The sequence below is a fragment of the Aquabacterium sp. genome, from assembly GCF_036279675.1.
GTDB lineage: Bacteria > Pseudomonadota > Gammaproteobacteria > Burkholderiales > Burkholderiaceae_C > Aquabacterium.
Genome location: NZ_DASUIS010000027.1, coordinates 1 through 16179, shown reverse-complemented (window position 1 = coordinate 16179; position 16179 = coordinate 1). Strand labels below are relative to the sequence as shown.

14 protein-coding genes are annotated in these 16179 nt (G+C 62.2%); 9 read left to right on the top strand and 5 right to left on the bottom strand.

Translation table 11 applies throughout. The features are described from left to right. The 4 genes from VFW93_RS02780 to VFW93_RS02765 all read right to left on the bottom strand — a co-directional run. On the bottom strand, positions 1-547 hold a 547-nt coding region (locus tag VFW93_RS02780), incomplete at its 3' end, for a hypothetical protein (RefSeq protein WP_414639566.1). A 202-nt stretch (positions 548-749) separates the two neighbouring features. Beyond that, positions 750-2507 (bottom strand): PhoH family protein, encoded by a 1758-nt coding sequence (locus tag VFW93_RS02775; protein WP_329692464.1) that lies wholly within the window; start codon positions 2505-2507, stop codon positions 750-752. Between the two features lie 345 nt (positions 2508-2852). Beyond that, positions 2853-3332, bottom strand: coding sequence for a peroxiredoxin (locus VFW93_RS02770; RefSeq protein ID WP_329692463.1), 480 nt, complete (start codon positions 3330-3332; stop codon positions 2853-2855). 128 nt (positions 3333-3460) lie between these two features. After that, positions 3461-3835 (bottom strand): Mth938-like domain-containing protein, encoded by a 375-nt coding sequence (locus VFW93_RS02765; protein WP_329692462.1) that lies wholly within the window; start codon positions 3833-3835, stop codon positions 3461-3463. A 159-nt stretch (positions 3836-3994) separates the two neighbouring features. On the opposite strand from VFW93_RS02765, the gene VFW93_RS02760 reads away from it, so the two are divergent. From VFW93_RS02760 to VFW93_RS02720, 9 genes are all read left to right on the top strand, one after another. Then, on the top strand, positions 3995-5218 hold the full coding sequence (locus VFW93_RS02760; protein WP_329692461.1) for a pyridoxal phosphate-dependent aminotransferase: 1224 nt from the start codon (positions 3995-3997) through the stop codon (positions 5216-5218). Between the two features lie 76 nt (positions 5219-5294). Beyond that, positions 5295-6647, top strand: a complete 1353-nt coding sequence (locus VFW93_RS02755; protein WP_329692460.1) for a homoserine dehydrogenase — start codon at positions 5295-5297, stop codon at positions 6645-6647. A 154-nt stretch (positions 6648-6801) separates the two neighbouring features. Continuing rightward, complete coding sequence (thrC, locus tag VFW93_RS02750) at positions 6802-8223, top strand: threonine synthase (RefSeq protein WP_329692459.1); 1422 nt, start codon at positions 6802-6804, stop codon at positions 8221-8223. A 2-nt stretch (positions 8224-8225) separates the two neighbouring features. Then, positions 8226-9530, top strand: coding sequence for a gephyrin-like molybdotransferase Glp (gene glp, locus VFW93_RS02745; protein WP_329692458.1), 1305 nt, complete (start codon positions 8226-8228; stop codon positions 9528-9530). A 22-nt stretch (positions 9531-9552) separates the two neighbouring features. After that, complete coding sequence (gene moaD / locus VFW93_RS02740; RefSeq protein ID WP_329692457.1) at positions 9553-9813, top strand: molybdopterin converting factor subunit 1; 261 nt, start codon at positions 9553-9555, stop codon at positions 9811-9813. A 1-nt stretch (position 9814) separates the two neighbouring features. Beyond that, positions 9815-10384 (top strand): molybdenum cofactor biosynthesis protein MoaE, encoded by a 570-nt coding sequence (locus VFW93_RS02735; RefSeq protein ID WP_329692456.1) that lies wholly within the window; start codon positions 9815-9817, stop codon positions 10382-10384. A gap of 85 nt (positions 10385-10469) precedes the next feature. Further along, on the top strand, positions 10470-11636 hold the full coding sequence (locus tag VFW93_RS02730; protein WP_329692455.1) for a GGDEF domain-containing protein: 1167 nt from the start codon (positions 10470-10472) through the stop codon (positions 11634-11636). 140 nt (positions 11637-11776) lie between these two features. Continuing rightward, the gene (gene clpB / locus VFW93_RS02725; protein WP_329692454.1) at positions 11777-14371 is read left to right on the top strand and encodes an ATP-dependent chaperone ClpB; all 2595 of its coding nucleotides are present in this window, start codon (positions 11777-11779) and stop codon (positions 14369-14371) included. A gap of 31 nt (positions 14372-14402) precedes the next feature. Further along, positions 14403-15488 carry a hypothetical protein gene (locus VFW93_RS02720; RefSeq protein ID WP_329692453.1) on the top strand — a complete coding sequence of 362 codons (1086 nt, stop codon included), beginning with the start codon at positions 14403-14405 and terminating at the stop codon, positions 15486-15488. On the opposite strand, the gene VFW93_RS02715 is transcribed toward VFW93_RS02720, so the two are convergent. Then, a partial coding sequence (locus VFW93_RS02715; RefSeq protein WP_329692452.1) for an MBL fold metallo-hydrolase occupies positions 15444-16179 on the bottom strand: 736 nt, incomplete at its 5' end. The genes VFW93_RS02720 and VFW93_RS02715 overlap by 45 nt on opposite strands.

Here is a 16179-nt window from a genome sequence, read left to right as displayed (position 1 = left end):
CGCTGGCCTTGATCAGCGTCCGGGTGCTGGCCGTGAACATGCTGAACATCAGGAAGACGAACAGCAGCAGCAGCGCGATCGAGCTGCCCGGGCCGCCCAGCTGGTATCCCCAGGCCAGGAACAGTTCGGCGCAGATGATCTGCGGGCCCGCCATCGCGGGGTCGGCAAAGCGCTTGTTCAGCCCGCTGCGCATGATCACGTAAAACCCCGCATTGCAGGTCAGGGCGCTGACCGTCAGCAAGCCACTGCCGTCTGCGGAGATCACACCTTCAGATACGCCGAAATTCAAGGCCGCCACGCCGGCCACCGCATTGGCCGATCCGACCAGATAGCGCAGCAGCAAGACGTTCTGCTTGGGATCGGTGGACAGGACCAGATCCGACAGGTAGCCCAGCACGGGCCATCCGTTTCCCACACGCGTGGCACGGCGATGTACCAGCGCAGCCAGGCCCGCGACCATCACGATCATCGTGAACGCGAGTACCACCAGAAACTGGGTGGTGCTGATGCCGGCTTGCGGCGTGAGTAGGGGTACGGCCTGGTTCAAGATGTGGACATACGGCAGGGCTATTTCACCATTCTGGCCAATTGCAAGCACTTGTGTCGATGTTGCATCAAACGGCATCGTGCTTTCTGCCAAGTAATACGCGGATTTCTACCCTTTGAAATTTGTCCGCTTGCTTGTTTGCCCTTACCAGGAAAAAAGGGCCCCGAAGGGCCCTTGGTGGTGCTGACGCGTTGTGGCGTGGTCAGAGCACTTCGGAGGCAAAGTCGGCCAGACGTGAACGCTCGCCGCGAGCCAAGGTGACGTGCCCGCTGTGCGGCCAGCCCTTGAACTTGTCGACGGCATAGGTCAGACCCGAGCTGCCTTCGGTCAGATATGGCGTGTCGATCTGTGCCAGGTTGCCCAGGCAGATGATCTTGGTGCCCGGGCCGGCACGGGTGATCAAGGTCTTCATCTGCTTGGGTGTCAGGTTCTGTGCCTCGTCGATGATCAGGAACTTGTTCAGGAAGGTGCGACCCCGCATGAAGTTCATGCTCTTGATCTTGATCTTGCTGCGCACCAGTTCATTGGTGGCCGCACGACCCCACTCGCCGGCGCTGTTGTCACCGCGGGCGAGCACCTCGAGGTTGTCGTCGAGCGCGCCCATCCAGGGTGACATCTTTTCTTCTTCCGTGCCAGGCAGGAAGCCGATGTCTTCGCCCACCGGTACCGTCACGCGGGTGACGATGATCTCGGTGTAGCGGCGCTCGTCGAGCACCTGGCACAGCGCGGCGGCCAGCGTCATCAGCGTCTTGCCGGTACCGGCAGAGCCCGTCAGCGTCACGAAGTCGCATTCGGGGTCCATCAGCAGGTTGAGCGCGAAGTTCTGCTCGCGGTTGCGTGCGGCCACGCCCCATACCGAGTGCTTCTGGTTGGCGTAGTCCTTCAAGGTCTTGAGCACGGCGGTCTTGCCCGTGATCTCGATGACCTTGCCGTACCAGGGCGTGGCGCCAGGGCTTTCCAGGTAGACGAACTGGTTGACCAGGAACACCGGCACCATGGGGCCGGCCACACGGTAGTAGGTGATGCCGCCTTGCTGCCAGCTCTCCATGCCCTTGGCGTGGCGCTCCCAGAAATCGCCGGGCAGCGGCAGCACGCCGGTGTAGAGCAGGTCGCCGTCTTCCAGGGTCTTGTCGTTGAAGTAGTCCTCAGCGATCAGGCCGAGTGCGCGTGCCTTGATGCGCATGTTGATGTCCTTGGACACCAGCACGACATCGCGCCCGGGATGCTGGCTGCGCAGGGCCTGCACCACACCCAGGATCTGGTTGTCGGCCTTGCCCTGAGGCAGGCCGGCGGGCAGGTGCACTTCCATGCCCATGGTCTGGAAGTACAGCTTGCCCTTGGCCTCGACGTGGCCGGTCTTGGCCAGTTCGATGCCGGAGGCTGGGTCGAGCTGCTGGCGGCTGCTCATGTCGGCGGCCAGCGAATCCAGATCACGGCTGACCTGACGGGCGTTGCGCGCCACTTCGGTCATGCCCTTCTTGTGACCGTCCAGCTCTTCGAGCGTGATCATGGGCAGGTAGACGTCGTGCTCCTCGAAGCGGAACAGCGACATCGGGTCGTGCAGCAGGACGTTGGTGTCCAGCACGAACAGCTTGGCAGGGCCGCCCACGTCGCGGCGGCGACGCGTGGTGCTGGAGCCGGGCGAAGGCAGGTTGCGCGCTTTGGCGCCGTCGCCGTTGGCGGCCTTGGTGGTCACCGGGGCGGCGTCGGATTTGTCCGCCACGATGGTGGCGGTACGCCCCGTTTTGGTGCTGGCGGGTTGGAGTGCAGTCACTTTTTCTACAGCGGGGGCTGCGGGCTTCACCAGTTCCAGCACGGGTGGCTGGGTCATGGTGGGCGCTGCTTTGGCCGATGCGGAGCGGGTGGCGCTCTTGGCTTGCTTGACAGGTTTGGGCTGGGACGTGAAGTCGTCAGCTTTCAGCATGTCGGCGCGTTTGGTGGGCGGCTTGGGCAGAGGCATGATGATGTCCGTCAATAGTGAAGGCACAAACAAAAAGGCCGCACAGGACAATGTGCGGCCTCAGGCTGGTCGATCTCGCAGGCATCGGGTCGATGCTCGGTAGATCGGTGGTCAGACAGTGGACTGAGTTCAGAACAGCTCAGATGCATGAAATTCATTATGCACACTCCGTGCCCGCCGTGGCAGCTTGTTGCGGCAGGTCAACAGGCCGAATGCATCACGCTTTCCCTGACGATGTTTCATGTTCAGGGCAAGTCCTCTCAGGCGCGACCCCAAAAGCAAAGGCGCCCGTGAAGGCGCCTTGCAGGATCCGCGCGGATCAGTGTTGATCGGACCGATCGAGGATCAGGCCGCTTCCTGCTTCAGGGCTTTGACAGCCTTGAGCACGTCATCGACGTGACCGGCGACCTTGATGCCGCGCCATTCTTCACGCAGCACGCCGTCAGGGCCGATCAGGAAGGTCGAGCGTTCGATGCCCTTGACCTTCTTGCCGTACATGATCTTGTTCTTCACCACACCGAACATGTGGCAAAGCTTTTCTTCCGTATCGGCAATGAGTTCGAAGGGCAACTCGAGGTTTTCCTTGAACTTGTCGTGGGAGGTGAGGTTGTCGCGAGACACCCCGAACACCACGGCACCAGCCTTGATGAATTCCTTGTGTTTGTCACGGAATTGCATGGCTTCGGTGGTGCATCCAGGTGTATGGTCCTTCGGGTAGAAGTACAGCACCACGGTCTGTCCGACAAAACCTTGAGGCGTGAATTTCACGCCTCCGGTTGCGACAGCTTCAAATTCCGGCAAAGGTTTGTTGAGGGCGGGTGTCATGTTGTAGTGATCAGCAGCCTGCTTGATTAGCCTGCGATTATAAAGTGCTTCTGAGGCTCCCCCTCGGCCGAGGGGTACATCCCCCACAAGGAGGGCCCGCTTTTCTTTGCTTTACATGTGTTTTCGCATCATGAATGGAGGAGCAGGGCTGCCATGACCTGTCGGCCCTCACCCACCAGAATGTTGTAGGTGCGGCACGCGGCAGCCGTATCCATGGTCTCGAAACCGATGCGGGCCGCCATCAAGGGGCGCAGCAGCGCCGGTGGCGGAAAGCGCAACTGGCGGCCACTGCCGAAGATCACCAGCTCCGGGCGAGCCTGGAGGATCTGCTCGAAATGGGCCTCGGTCAGCTCGGACAAGGATGTCACCGGCCAGGGGATCATGGGCCCGGTGGGCGGCACCAGGATGCTGCTTGTGTGGGCTTCACCGTTCACCGATATCGAGTCCGCGGTGTAGGCGTTGATGATGTTCACGCCTTCGGCGCGGTCGGGCTGGAGTTTCATGTGGTGCAAGGCGGGACCAGGCTGTGGGGTGGGCGCTGGTCGGTTCTGTGTGGTTAAATTCTAGCTTTCCCTCATTTCGCCCGCGATTGGCCTTCCCGGACAGCCGCCAGGGTCTTGAGTCACTTTCTGCACCAGTCCAGCCCGTCGTCGGAGACCGTTTTGAAGCCCATCGCCAAGTCCAGCAAACTCGCCAACGTCTGTTATGACATCCGTGGGCCCGTGCTGGAAAAGGCGCGGCAGATGGAAGAGGACGGGCACAAGATCATCAAGCTGAACATTGGCAACCTGGCTGTGTTCGGTCTGGAGCCGCCTGACGAGATCGTGCAGGACATGATCCGCAATCTCTCGGGCGCAGCCGGCTACACCGACTCCAAGGGCTTGTTTGCGCCGCGCAAGTCGGTGGTGCACTACTGCCAGGAAAAGGGCATCCAGGGCGTGACGGTCGATGACGTCTACCTGGGCAATGGCGCCTCCGAGCTGATCGTGATGGCGCTCAATGCCTTGCTCAACGAGGATGATGAAGTCCTGCTGCCGGCGCCTGACTATCCCTTGTACACCGCCGCTGTGGCGCTGTCCGGTGGTCGCCCCGTGCATTACATCTGCGACGAGCAGGCCGACTGGTATCCCGACATCGCCGACATCCGCGCCAAGATCACGCCGCACACCAAGGCCATCGTCGTCATCAACCCCAACAACCCCACGGGTGCGCTCTACCCCGAGAGCCTGTTGAAGGAGATCATCCAGGTCGCACGCGAGCACCAGCTCATCGTGATGGCCGATGAAATCTACGACAAGACCTTGTACGACGGCGCCACGCACACCTCGATGGCCTCGCTGGCCGATGACGTGCTGTTCCTGACTTTCAACGGCCTGAGCAAGAACTACCGCTCCTGCGGCTACCGCGCAGGCTGGATGGTGGTGTCGGGTGAGAAGCGCCATGCCAAGGACTACATCGAGGGCCTCAACATGCTGGCCTCGATGCGCCTGTGTGCCAACACGCCTGGCCAACTGGCCATTCAGACAGCCCTGGGCGGCTATCAAAGCATCAAGGATCTGGTGGCCCCCACGGGTCGTCTGTGCAAGCAGCGTGATCTGGCTTACGAGATGCTCAACCAGATCCCTGGCGTGAGCGTGGTCAAGCCCAAGGGTGCCTTGTACATGTTCCCCAAGCTGGATCCCAAGATGTATCCGATCGCAGACGACCAGCAGTTTGCCTACGAACTGCTGGCCGAAGAAAAGGTGCTGATCGTGCAGGGTACGGGTTTCAACTGGACCCACCCGGATCACTTCCGCCTGGTCTTCCTGCCCAATAGCGATGACCTGGCCGAGGCCATCAACCGTATCGCGCGCTTCCTGGAAAGCTATCGCAAGCGCCACGCCTGATTGCTGTTGATCCGAACTGTTTAGTTTCCATGTCGGGGGCAAACAGCCCCCACAAGTGTTTTCAAGTGAGATTCGAATGAGCCAAGAACAAAACCGCCCGCTGAGGGTTGGCCTGCTGGGTATCGGTACCGTCGGTGGCGGTACCTTCACCGTGCTGAAGCGCAACCAGGAAGAGATTCGCCGTCGCGCGGGCCATGGCATCGACATCACGATGGTGGCCGATCTCAATACCGAGCGTGCACGTGAAGTCGTGGGTGATTCGGCTCAGGTCGTGTCGGATGCGCGCCAGATCATTGCCAACCCCGATATCGATGTGGTGGTGGAGCTCATTGGTGGTTACGGCATTGCCAAGGCCCTGGTGCTGGAAGCGATTGCGGCTGGCAAGCACGTGGTCACGGCCAACAAGGCCCTGCTGGCCGTGCATGGCACCGAAATCTTTGCGGCCGCCCGCGAAAAGGGCGTGATGGTGGCGTTCGAAGCTGCCGTGGCCGGTGGCATTCCCATCATCAAGGCACTGCGTGAAGGCCTGACCGCCAACCAGATCCAGTGGGTGGCCGGCATCATCAATGGCACGACCAACTTCATCCTGTCCGAGATGCGCGACAAGGGCCTGGACTTCGACGTGGTGCTGAAAGAAGCGCAACGTCTGGGTTACGCCGAAGCTGATCCCACCTTCGATATCGAAGGCGTGGATGCCGCACACAAGGCCACACTGATGAGCGCCATTGCGTTCGGCGTGCCCGTGCAGTTCGACAAGGCTCACGTGGAAGGCATCACCAGGCTGTCAGCCACCGACATCAAGTACGCCGAGCAACTGGGCTACCGCATCAAGCTGTTGGGCATTGCGCGCCGCCAGGAAGTCAATGGCAAGGTCGTCGGCATCGAGCTGCGCACCCACCCGACCCTGGTGCCGATGCGCCGCCTGATCGCCAATGTGGAAGGCGCCATGAATGCCGTGATGGTGCAGGGCGATGCCGTGGGCACGACCATGTACTACGGCAAGGGCGCTGGCTCCGAACCGACTGCATCGGCCGTGATCGCCGATCTGGTGGACATCGCTCGCCTGCTGGATGTGGACCCGGCGGCACGTGTGCCGTATCTGGCCTTCCAGCCTGATGCCCTGTCGAAGATGCCGATCCTGCCGATCGAAGAGGTGGTGACGTCCTTCTACCTGCGCCTGCGCGTGGCCGACGAGGCCGGCGTGCTGGCCAAGATCACCGGCCTGCTGGCCGAGCAGGGCATCTCGATTGACGCCGTGCTGCAACGCGAAGCCGACGAGGTCAGCGGTGAAGACGGCAATCAGACCGACCTGATCATCCTGACACACGACACCAAGGAAGGCCGCATGAACACGGCCCTGGCCGCGATGCAGGCACTGCCTACCGTGCTGGCCCCCATCGTGCGTCTGCGTAAAGAAGAGCTTGCCTGAACAATGGCCCACCCCCTACGCGCTTCGCGCGCCCCCTTCAAGGGGGCAACACCAGTGGCCCGGCAAAGCCGGATCCCTGGTGTTCGCTGGATCGCGTTCGACCGCACAAGCAGCCTGAACCTGAGAGGGTGTTGCAGGCTGTGGAGACCTTGATATGAAATACATCAGCACGCGTGGCGACAAGACCGAGCGCGGTTTTTCCGAGATCCTGCTCGAAGGCCTGGCCCCCGATGGTGGCCTGTACCTGCCCACCTCCTACCCCAAGATCGACGACGCGACGCTGACCAAGTGGCGTGGCCTGAGCTACGCCGAACTGGCTGGCGAGATCCTGTCGCTCTACATCGACGACATCCCCCAGGCCGACATCAAGGCGCTGGCTGCCAAGACCTACACCAAGGCGGTGTACGGCTTTGACGAGATCACGCCCCTGAAGCCACTGGAGCCTGGTCTGGCGCTGCAAGCCCTGTCCAATGGCCCCACGCTGGCCTTCAAGGACATGGCCATGCAGCTGTTGGGCAACCTGTTCGAGTACGAACTGGCCCGTCGCGGCGAGTCGCTCAACATCCTGGGCGCCACGTCGGGCGACACTGGCAGCGCGGCTGAATACGCCATGCGCGGCAAGAAGGGTGTGCGCGTGTTCATGCTCTCGCCCAACGGCCGCATGAGTCCCTTTCAGCAGGCACAGATGTTCAGCCTGCAGGACCCCAACATCCACAACCTCGCGGTGGAAGGCGTGTTCGACGATTGCCAGGACATCGTCAAGGCCGTCTCCAACGACCTGGAGTTCAAGCGCAAGTACAAGATCGGCACGGTCAACTCGATCAACTGGGCCCGCCTGCTGGCTCAGGTCGTGTACTACTTCGCCGGTTATTTCTACGCCACCAAATCGAATGCCGAGAAGGTCAGCTTCACCGTGCCTTCCGGCAACTTCGGCAATGTGTGCGCCGGCCATGTGGCCCGCATGATGGGCCTGCCCATCGACACCCTGGTCGTGGCCACCAACGAGAACAATGTGCTCGACGAGTTCTTCCGCACCGGCAGCTACCGCGTGCGCGGCAGTGCCGAAACGTACGAGACTTCGTCGCCCTCCATGGACATCTCCAAGGCCTCGAACTTCGAGCGCTTCGTGTTTGACCTGCTGGGGCGTGACGGCGCGCGTGTGAAGGCCTTGTTCAAGGACGAGATCGAACAGCGCGGCGAGTTCCACCTCACGGCTGGAGAGTTCGCCCGGGTTGCTGGCTACGGCTTCACATCTGGTGCCAGCAAGCACAGTGATCGCCTCAACACGATCAAGGACACCTTCGAGCGTTTCGGCGTGATGATCGATACCCACACGGCCGACGGCCTGAAGGTGGCGCGCGAGCACACCAAGCCCGGCGTGACCATGCTGGTGCTGGAAACCGCCTTGCCTGCCAAGTTCGCATCCACCATCGTGGAAGCAACGGGTCGTCAGCCTGAGCGCCCACACTGGATCGCCGGCCTGGAAGGGCTGGAAGACCTGCCCAAGCGCTTCAAGGTGATGCCCAACCAGGCGCAGGCGATCAAGGACTACGTCGTCCTGCATTGCAACGACTGATCATGGCCACGGCCTTCAAGCCCCTGATGCCTCTGGATGAGGCCTGGTCCGCGCTGCGTGCGGCCGTAGAGAATCATGTGGCGGGGTCACAAGGCCAGCGCCAGACGGAGTCGATCAGCAGCTTCGAGGCTTTGGGCCGGGTGCTGGCTGAAACGGTGGTGTCGCCTGTCGACGTGCCGCCACTGGACAACAGTGCCATGGACGGCTATGCCGTGCGTGCGGCTGATCTGGTTCAGGCCGGGCAGGTGGGCGCTGCGCCCGAGGCCGTGACCCTGCCTCAGGCCCAGCGCATTGCCGCCGGGCAGGTGGGGGTGGCCTTGCAGGCTGGGCAATGTGCGCGCATCTTCACGGGTGCGCCTGTACCGGCGGGTGCGGATGCCGTGGTGATGCAGGAGCACACCACCGCCGATCCCGGCGCCGGTACCGTGCGTTTCAATGAGCCGGTGAAAGCCGGGCAGAACATCCGTCGCCGCGGTGAAGACATCGCCCAAGGGCAGGCTGTGCTGCAAGCCGGTTTGCGCCTGAGCGCAGCAGGGCTGGGTGTGGCCGCCTCCGTGGGCAAGGCAGCGCTCACCGTGTTCAAGCAACCCCGCGTCGGCATCCTGACCACGGGCAGTGAACTGGTGATGCCCGGGCAGCCTTTGCCTGCCGGTGCGATCTACAACAGCAACCGGCACACCTTGCGTGGCCTGGTGCAGGCTGCGGGCGGACAGGCTCAGGATCTGGGCATCGTGCCCGACCAACTGGATGCCACCCGCGCTGCGCTGCGCGAGGCCGCACAACACAATGACCTGGTGATCAGCAGTGGCGGTGTGTCCGTTGGCGAAGAAGACCACCTGCGCAACGCCGTGCTGGCGGAAGGCGGCCTGGATTTCTGGGCCCTGGCCATCAAACCCGGCAAACCGTTTGTGTTTGGCTGGCTCCAGCGTGCGGATGGCAGCCGTGCCTTGTACATGGGGCTGCCCGGCAACCCGGTGGCCAGTTACGTCACCTTCCTGCTGCTGGTGCGCCCGGTACTGGCCGTGCTGGCCGGCGAGGCCTGGGCCTTGCCCCAGTCACTCCAGTTGCAAGCTGATTTCACCTGGCCCAAGGCCGACAAGCGGCGTGAATTTGCGCGAGCCCGCCTGGGCGCCGACGGCCGCGTCACCTTGTACCCCAATCAGGGCTCGGGCGTGTTGACCTCGGCCGTCTGGGCCGATGGCCTGCTTGATCTGCTTCCTGGTCAGACGGTGCAACCTGGTGACACAGTGTCCTACCTGCCTCTGGCCGAGTTGCTGCAACCCGCCAGTGGCGCCCGCCTGGCCTGACCAGGCTGAACTGCCTCTCATCATGAAGATTCAAGTGCGTTACTTCGCCTCCGTGCGAGAAAAGCTCGGCGCGGGCGAATCCGTGCAACTCGATGGCGCACAGGTGCCGCGTACCGTGGGCGAGTTGCAGGATTGGCTGGCCCGGCAGTCGGAGGCACACGGCCTGGCGCTGGACGAGGCCCGCGGCCTGCGCACGGCCTTGAACCAGACCTTGTGCATGCCCGACGAGCCTCTGAACGACGGTGACGAAGTCGCCTTTTTCCCGCCCGTGACCGGAGGCTGACATGAGCGAGGACCTTCAGGCGCAGCGCAGCCTTTCCCTGGAGACGGCGCTCGGCTTCGTCCGCGTCGGGCCTGAAGATTTCGATCTGTCAGCCGAGGTGTCTGCGCTGCGTGCCCATGACGACGGCGTGGGCGCCATCGTCAGCTTCGTGGGCACGGTGCGCGAATGGCGTCAGCAACAGGATGCCGAGGCAGAAGTGAGGCCGGGTGGCCAGCCTTCCATCATGGAGCTGGAGCATTACCCCGGCATGACCGAGCGCAGCATCGCCGAGATCATCGTGCAGGCCTGGCAGCGCTTTGATGTGCGTGGCGTGCGTGTCATCCACCGCGTGGGGCCACTGCATGTGCGTGATCAGATCGTGCTCGTGGCGGTCACCTCTGCCCACCGGGGGCAGGCCTTCCAATGCGCCGAGTTCCTGATGGACTGGCTCAAGACCCAGGCACCCTTCTGGAAGAAGGAGTCATCAGGTGGAGAAAGTCGTTGGGTGGATGCCCGTACGGCGGACGACGAAGCCGCTGCGCGCTGGGGCGGGCTGGACGCCAGCAGGGTTAACGCCAGAAACGGCGGCTGATTCCTGTTGTTGTTAAACGATCCGGGTGTCAATCTGGCGCCCGGCATGCCGATATCACTCTACTTTCAGAGTATAAAAATCGGGCATGTTGTCGATCGACGTTTACACCTGTTATGCGGTTTCCGGCGCCGGCTCCCTGGTGGGGCTGGGGCTGCTGGCCATGGTACGCACGGAGCAAGCCCGTGTGAGCTATGCCCTGGGGCTGTTCCGGTGGGCCTTGTTGTGCCTGTCTGCGCTGTTGTGCGTCCAGCTCAGCCCGCTGAACATGCGGCCGGAGGTGTTGAAGGGCGCGATCGGGTTCGCCGGGATGGGCGTGGCGCTGCTGGCCTGGGCGTTTCGCCAGCTCAATGGACGGCGTACGCATCCGGTTGTCGGCCTGGTGCTGACCTTGCTGGTGGGCCTGGCCCTGTGGGCGGGGGCATTGCTCGGCTCTGATTCTCAATACGTGCACACGATCGGCGTCGTGTTCTGCCTGGTCAGCGTCGGCATGGCGGTGGACCAGGGCATCATCACCTGGCGCAATGGCAAGTTCACGGGCGGCGATCTGGCCTTGCTGGTGGCTGCGTGTGAATTCGCGCTGAACTGGGTGATCCTGCTTTACTGGGTCTGGACCCAGTCGGGGCCTTATCCCTCGCACTGGCTCTACATGCCGGAGTGGCTCACCCCCGTCACAGGCTTGAGCTTTGCCTTGCTGCCACTGGCGGTGTCATCCGTGGTGTTCGCGTCCGTCAATGACCGCCTGATGCAACAGCTGAGGGCGCGCTCCTTGTCGGACGACCTGACCGGGGCCTTGTCTCGCCGGGGCTTGCGCGAACTGGGCGAGCGCATGGTGGCGCTTCAGTCCACCCAGGCGACCATGCTGGCCGTTCTGATGATCGATATCGACTTTTTCAAGGACGTTAACGACCGATACGGGCATGCCATGGGTGACGACGTGCTGCGTCACGTCACGAATTCGGTGCGCGATCACCTGAGGGAAGACGCCTTGCTGGCCCGCTATGGCGGCGAGGAGTTCTCGGTGTTGCTGCCCGTTCGCTCCAGGCTGGAGGCGCAATCCGTGGCAGAGCGGGTGCGTGAAATCGTCGAGCTCAGCCCGTTTGAGACGCCCACGGGCGAAATCCGCGTGACGGTCAGCATCGGTCTGGCATTCCACCGGGAAGACACCACCTTGGAAGAAGACCTGGCGCGTGCAGACGCCCATCTCTACCAGGCCAAACACACCGGCCGCAATCGGGTGGTCGCGGGCGATTGACCGCATCGGGTTCGCCTCTGGCGTTTGATCTGTCGCAAGTCTCGGTAGATCCCGGGGCTTGAAAAGCGCCGCCAACGCCCTATCTTCATGAGCAATCGGCCCCACAACACACCGGGGCCCTCCGTCTATCAGGAGTGCTCATGCGACTCGACAAACTCACCACCAAATTCCAGGAAGCGCTGACCGAGGCCCAGAGCCTGGCGGTGACGCGCGACAACCCCTATATCGAACCTGCCCACATCCTGCTGGCCATGCTGCGCCAGGACGATGGTCCGCGCGCCTTGCTTGAAAAGGCTGGCGTCAAGGTGCCGGGGCTGGCCACCGAGCTGGAAAAACAGATCGACAAGCTGCCGCAAGTGCAGGGCGCCGATCAGGTGCAGGCCGGGCGTGATACGGTCAGCCTGCTGCAAGGCGCCGAAAAAGAAGCCCACAAACAGGGCGATCCCTATATTGCCAGCGAGATGTTCCTGCTGGCCCTGGCCGATCACAAGGGTGACACGGCCATCGCTGCACGCGATTTCGGGCTGAACCGCAAATCGCTGGAAGCCGCAGTCAAAGCCGTCCGAGGAGACCAGAAGGTGGACAACCCCGAAGCCGAAGGCCAGCGCGAAGCGCTCAAGAAATACACGCTGGACCTGACCGAGCGCGCCCGCGCCGGCAAGCTCGACCCGGTGATCGGCCGTGACGAAGAAATCCGCCGCGCCATCCAGGTGCTGCAACGCCGCTCCAAGAACAACCCCGTGCTGATCGGTGAGCCCGGCGTGGGCAAGACCGCCATCGTGGAAGGCCTGGCCCAGCGCATCGTGGCCGGCGAAGTGCCCGACACCTTGAAGAACAAGCGCGTGCTGGTGCTCGACATGGCCTTGCTGCTGGCTGGCGCCAAGTACCGTGGCGACTTCGAAGAGCGCCTCAAGAACGTGCTCAAGGAAGTGGCCAAGGACGAAGGCCAGACCATCATGTTCATCGACGAGATCCACACCATGGTCGGTGCGGGCAAGGCCGATGGCGCGATGGACGCCGGCAACATGCTCAAGCCCGCCCTGGCGCGCGGCGAGCTGCACTGCATTGGCGCCACCACGCTGGACGAATACCGCAAGTACATCGAGAAGGACGCTGCGCTGGAGCGCCGCTTCCAGAAGATCCTCGTGGGCGAGCCCACCGTCGAGGCCACCATCGCCATCTTGCGCGGCCTGCAGGAGAAGTACGAAGTCCACCATGGCGTCGAGATCACCGACCCGGCCATCGTGGCCGCAGCCGAGCTCTCCAACCGCTACATCACTGATCGCTTCCTGCCAGACAAGGCCATCGACCTGATCGACGAAGCCGCTGCCAAGATCAAGATCGAAATCGACTCCAAGCCCGAGGCCCTGGACCGCCTGGATCGCCGCCTGATTCAGTTGAAGATCGAGCGCGAAGCCGTCAAGCGTGAGAAGGACGAGGCCTCCATCAAGCGCCTGGGTCTGATCGAAGAAGAGATCACCAAGCTGGAGCGCGAATACGCCGACCTGGAAGAGATCTGGAAAGCCGAGAAGGCCCAGGCCCAAGGCTCGGCCACGGTCAAGGAAGACATCGACAAGATCCGCTTCCAGATCGAGGAGTTCAAGCGCAAGGGCGATTTCAACAAGGTGGCCGAACTGCAGTACGGCAAGCTGCCCGAGTTGGAAAAGCGCCTGAAGGATGCGCAGGACAAGGAGAGCGCCAAGACCAAGGCCAGTGGCAAGCCCACCTTGCTGCGCACACAGGTCGGTGCCGAAGAGATCGCCGAAGTGGTGGCCCGTGCCACCGGCATCCCCGTGTCCAAACTGATGCAGGGCGAGCGCGACAAGCTGCTGGCCATGGAGGACAAGCTGCATGAACGCGTGGTGGGTCAGCAGGAGGCCATTGTGGCCGTGTCCGATGCGATCCGTCGTTCACGTGCAGGCCTGTCTGACCCGAACCGTCCCTACGGCTCCTTCCTGTTCCTGGGCCCCACCGGCGTGGGCAAGACCGAGCTGTGCAAGGCCTTGGCCGGTTTCCTGTTTGACAGCGAAGATCACCTGATCCGCATCGACATGAGCGAGTTCATGGAGAAGCACTCGGTGAGCCGACTGATTGGCGCGCCTCCGGGCTATGTGGGCTACGAAGAAGGCGGCACGCTGACCGAGGCCGTGCGTCGCAAGCCTTACAGCGTGGTGCTGCTCGATGAAGTCGAGAAGGCCCACCCGGACGTGTTCAACGTGCTGCTGCAGGTGTTGGACGATGGTCGCCTGACTGATGGCCAGGGCCGTACCGTGGACTTCAAGAACACCGTGATCGTGATGACATCCAACCTGGGCTCGCACCACATCATGCAGATGGCGGGGCAGCCTTCAGAGGAGATCAAGGACGCCGTGTGGGTCGAGGTCAAGCAGCACTTCCGCCCCGAGTTCCTGAACCGCATTGATGAGGTGGTGGTGTTCCACGCGCTCGACATGGCCAACATCCAGTCGATCGCGAAGATCCAGCTCAAGGGCCTGGAGGGTCGCCTCGCTCAGCTGGAGATGAAGCTCGACGTGGCACCCGAAGCCTTGATCGAACTGGCCAAGGTGGGCTTCGATCCGGTGTTTGGTGCGCGACCCCTGAAGCGCGCCATCCAGCAGCGCATCGAGAACCCGGTGGCCAAGCTGATCCTGCAAGGCAAGTTCGGGCCGAAGGACGTGATCCCGGTGAAGGTCAACGAAGCCGGGGAGTTCGAGTTCGAGCGGACCGTTCACTGAGTTGCCGCCTTAGGCTTTCAAGTGAGCCCACATGGTCGCAAAGGCCATGTGGGCTTTTTCCTGGCGCTTTGGTCAGTTTGTCGTGGCCCGGAAGGTGCGCGCTTTGTCATTGAGTCAAGCTGGTTTTCCGATAATATTCAGAGAAAAACCATACCTAAGCTCTCAGGGGGCGTACATGAAACGAATGAACTCGCTCGCGCTCGCGTGCGTGCTCTCCACCTTGTCCGGTACCGTCTTCGCCGCGTCATCAGCATCGGCGTCCGTCACCGGCATCAAGTTCCAATTGATCGACCTTGCCCCGGATGACGGGGTGGCGCCCAGCTTTACGCTCGGCGACGACAACGTGACCATGGCGTACGGCTGGGTTGACGACGTGGGGCGAACGTCGACGCCTTTGCCTCAAGTGATGCAGTCAACGCCTGGCTGGCTTGCAAACCAGTCTGGCCGTTTGACATCAACCTCATCTACGGCTGTTGTTGACTGGAGCGCCGGTGCCGAGGGGCTCGGTTTGTCGGCCAGCGCGCAGGGCTTGGGTGGGCAGTACAACTTGTCGCTTGTCACCGGAGACGGTTCCGACAGTGACTATCTGGTGCGAAATTTGCGGCTTTCTGCGAATTCACTATTGAACGTGGAGTTGTCATATTCCCTGGATGCCCTTGCCAGCAATGCGCCTGCCTGCGTCAAAGATGATGTTTGTGCGCGCTGGTCCAGTTTCTCCACCGAGCGTGCCAATGCGAGCGTGGGGTTGAGCCTGTCGTACAACTATCTGGAAGACGGCTTGAACGTTGGCTACAGCAAGCTCGTCCGTGATTCAGTTCAGGCCATGGCCTCACCAGGCATTGAGGCTGGCGCCTATATCTTCGATGAGGGTACCGGTGACTTGCAGTTGGTAAGTGAAGAAGTGCCTGGGCATGATCAGGCAAGTCACGCTGAGGGTATTTTGAAGGTGTCGTTTTTCAATGCCAGTCAGAGCGATCAGTTGGCCAAACTGCGGATCGGCATGAGTGTCTGGGGAGCAGGCAATACGCTCGCTGTACCGGAACCGTCGCAGTTCTACCTGTTCGCGCTTGGCTCAGGTGCCTTGTATGCTCGGTTGCGCCGCAATCGGACTGCTTGATCGAGTTTGAGTACTCAATTTGAGGGTCTCGCCGATAGGCGTGGCCAGGAATTCATCGTCCTGCAGTCCCCGCGCCTTTTTGGCCAGGGCCAAGGCTTTTGGCGGCTCGTCCAGCGCCTCGTCCGTCAACTGAAACGTGCCCCAGTGCACCGCCAGTGCGCGCTTGCAGCCCAGGTCCTTGAAAATCTGCACGGCCTCCTCAGGGTTCACGTGCTGGTCTTTCATGAACCAGCGTGGCTCGTAGGCGCCGATGGGCAGCAGGGCGATGTCGAAACCGCCACCTGACTCGAGCGTTTGCTCGCGTGCGAAGTGCTGGCGGATGTCGACGAAGTCTTTCGAGTAGCCCGTGTCGCCTGCGAAGAAGAGGTGACAGTCCGGCGACAGGACGGCGAAGCCGCCCCACAGGCTGCGCAGCGCGTCGGTCGCTGTACGGGCAGACCAGTGCTGTGCCGGCGTCAAGGTCACGGGGATGCGCGCCGAGCGTTCGGTGGCGGCCAGCACATGGGTGTCCCACCAGTCCAGTTCGATCACATGGTGGATGCCTCGCCTGGCAAACCAGTGCTTGTGCCCCAGGGGCGTGATGAACAAGGGGCAGCCACCAGCCTGTTTGGACAAGGCCAGCAAGGAGCCTTCATCCATGTGGTCATAGTGGTTGTGTGACAGCAGCACCACGTCAATGTGAGGCAGTTGA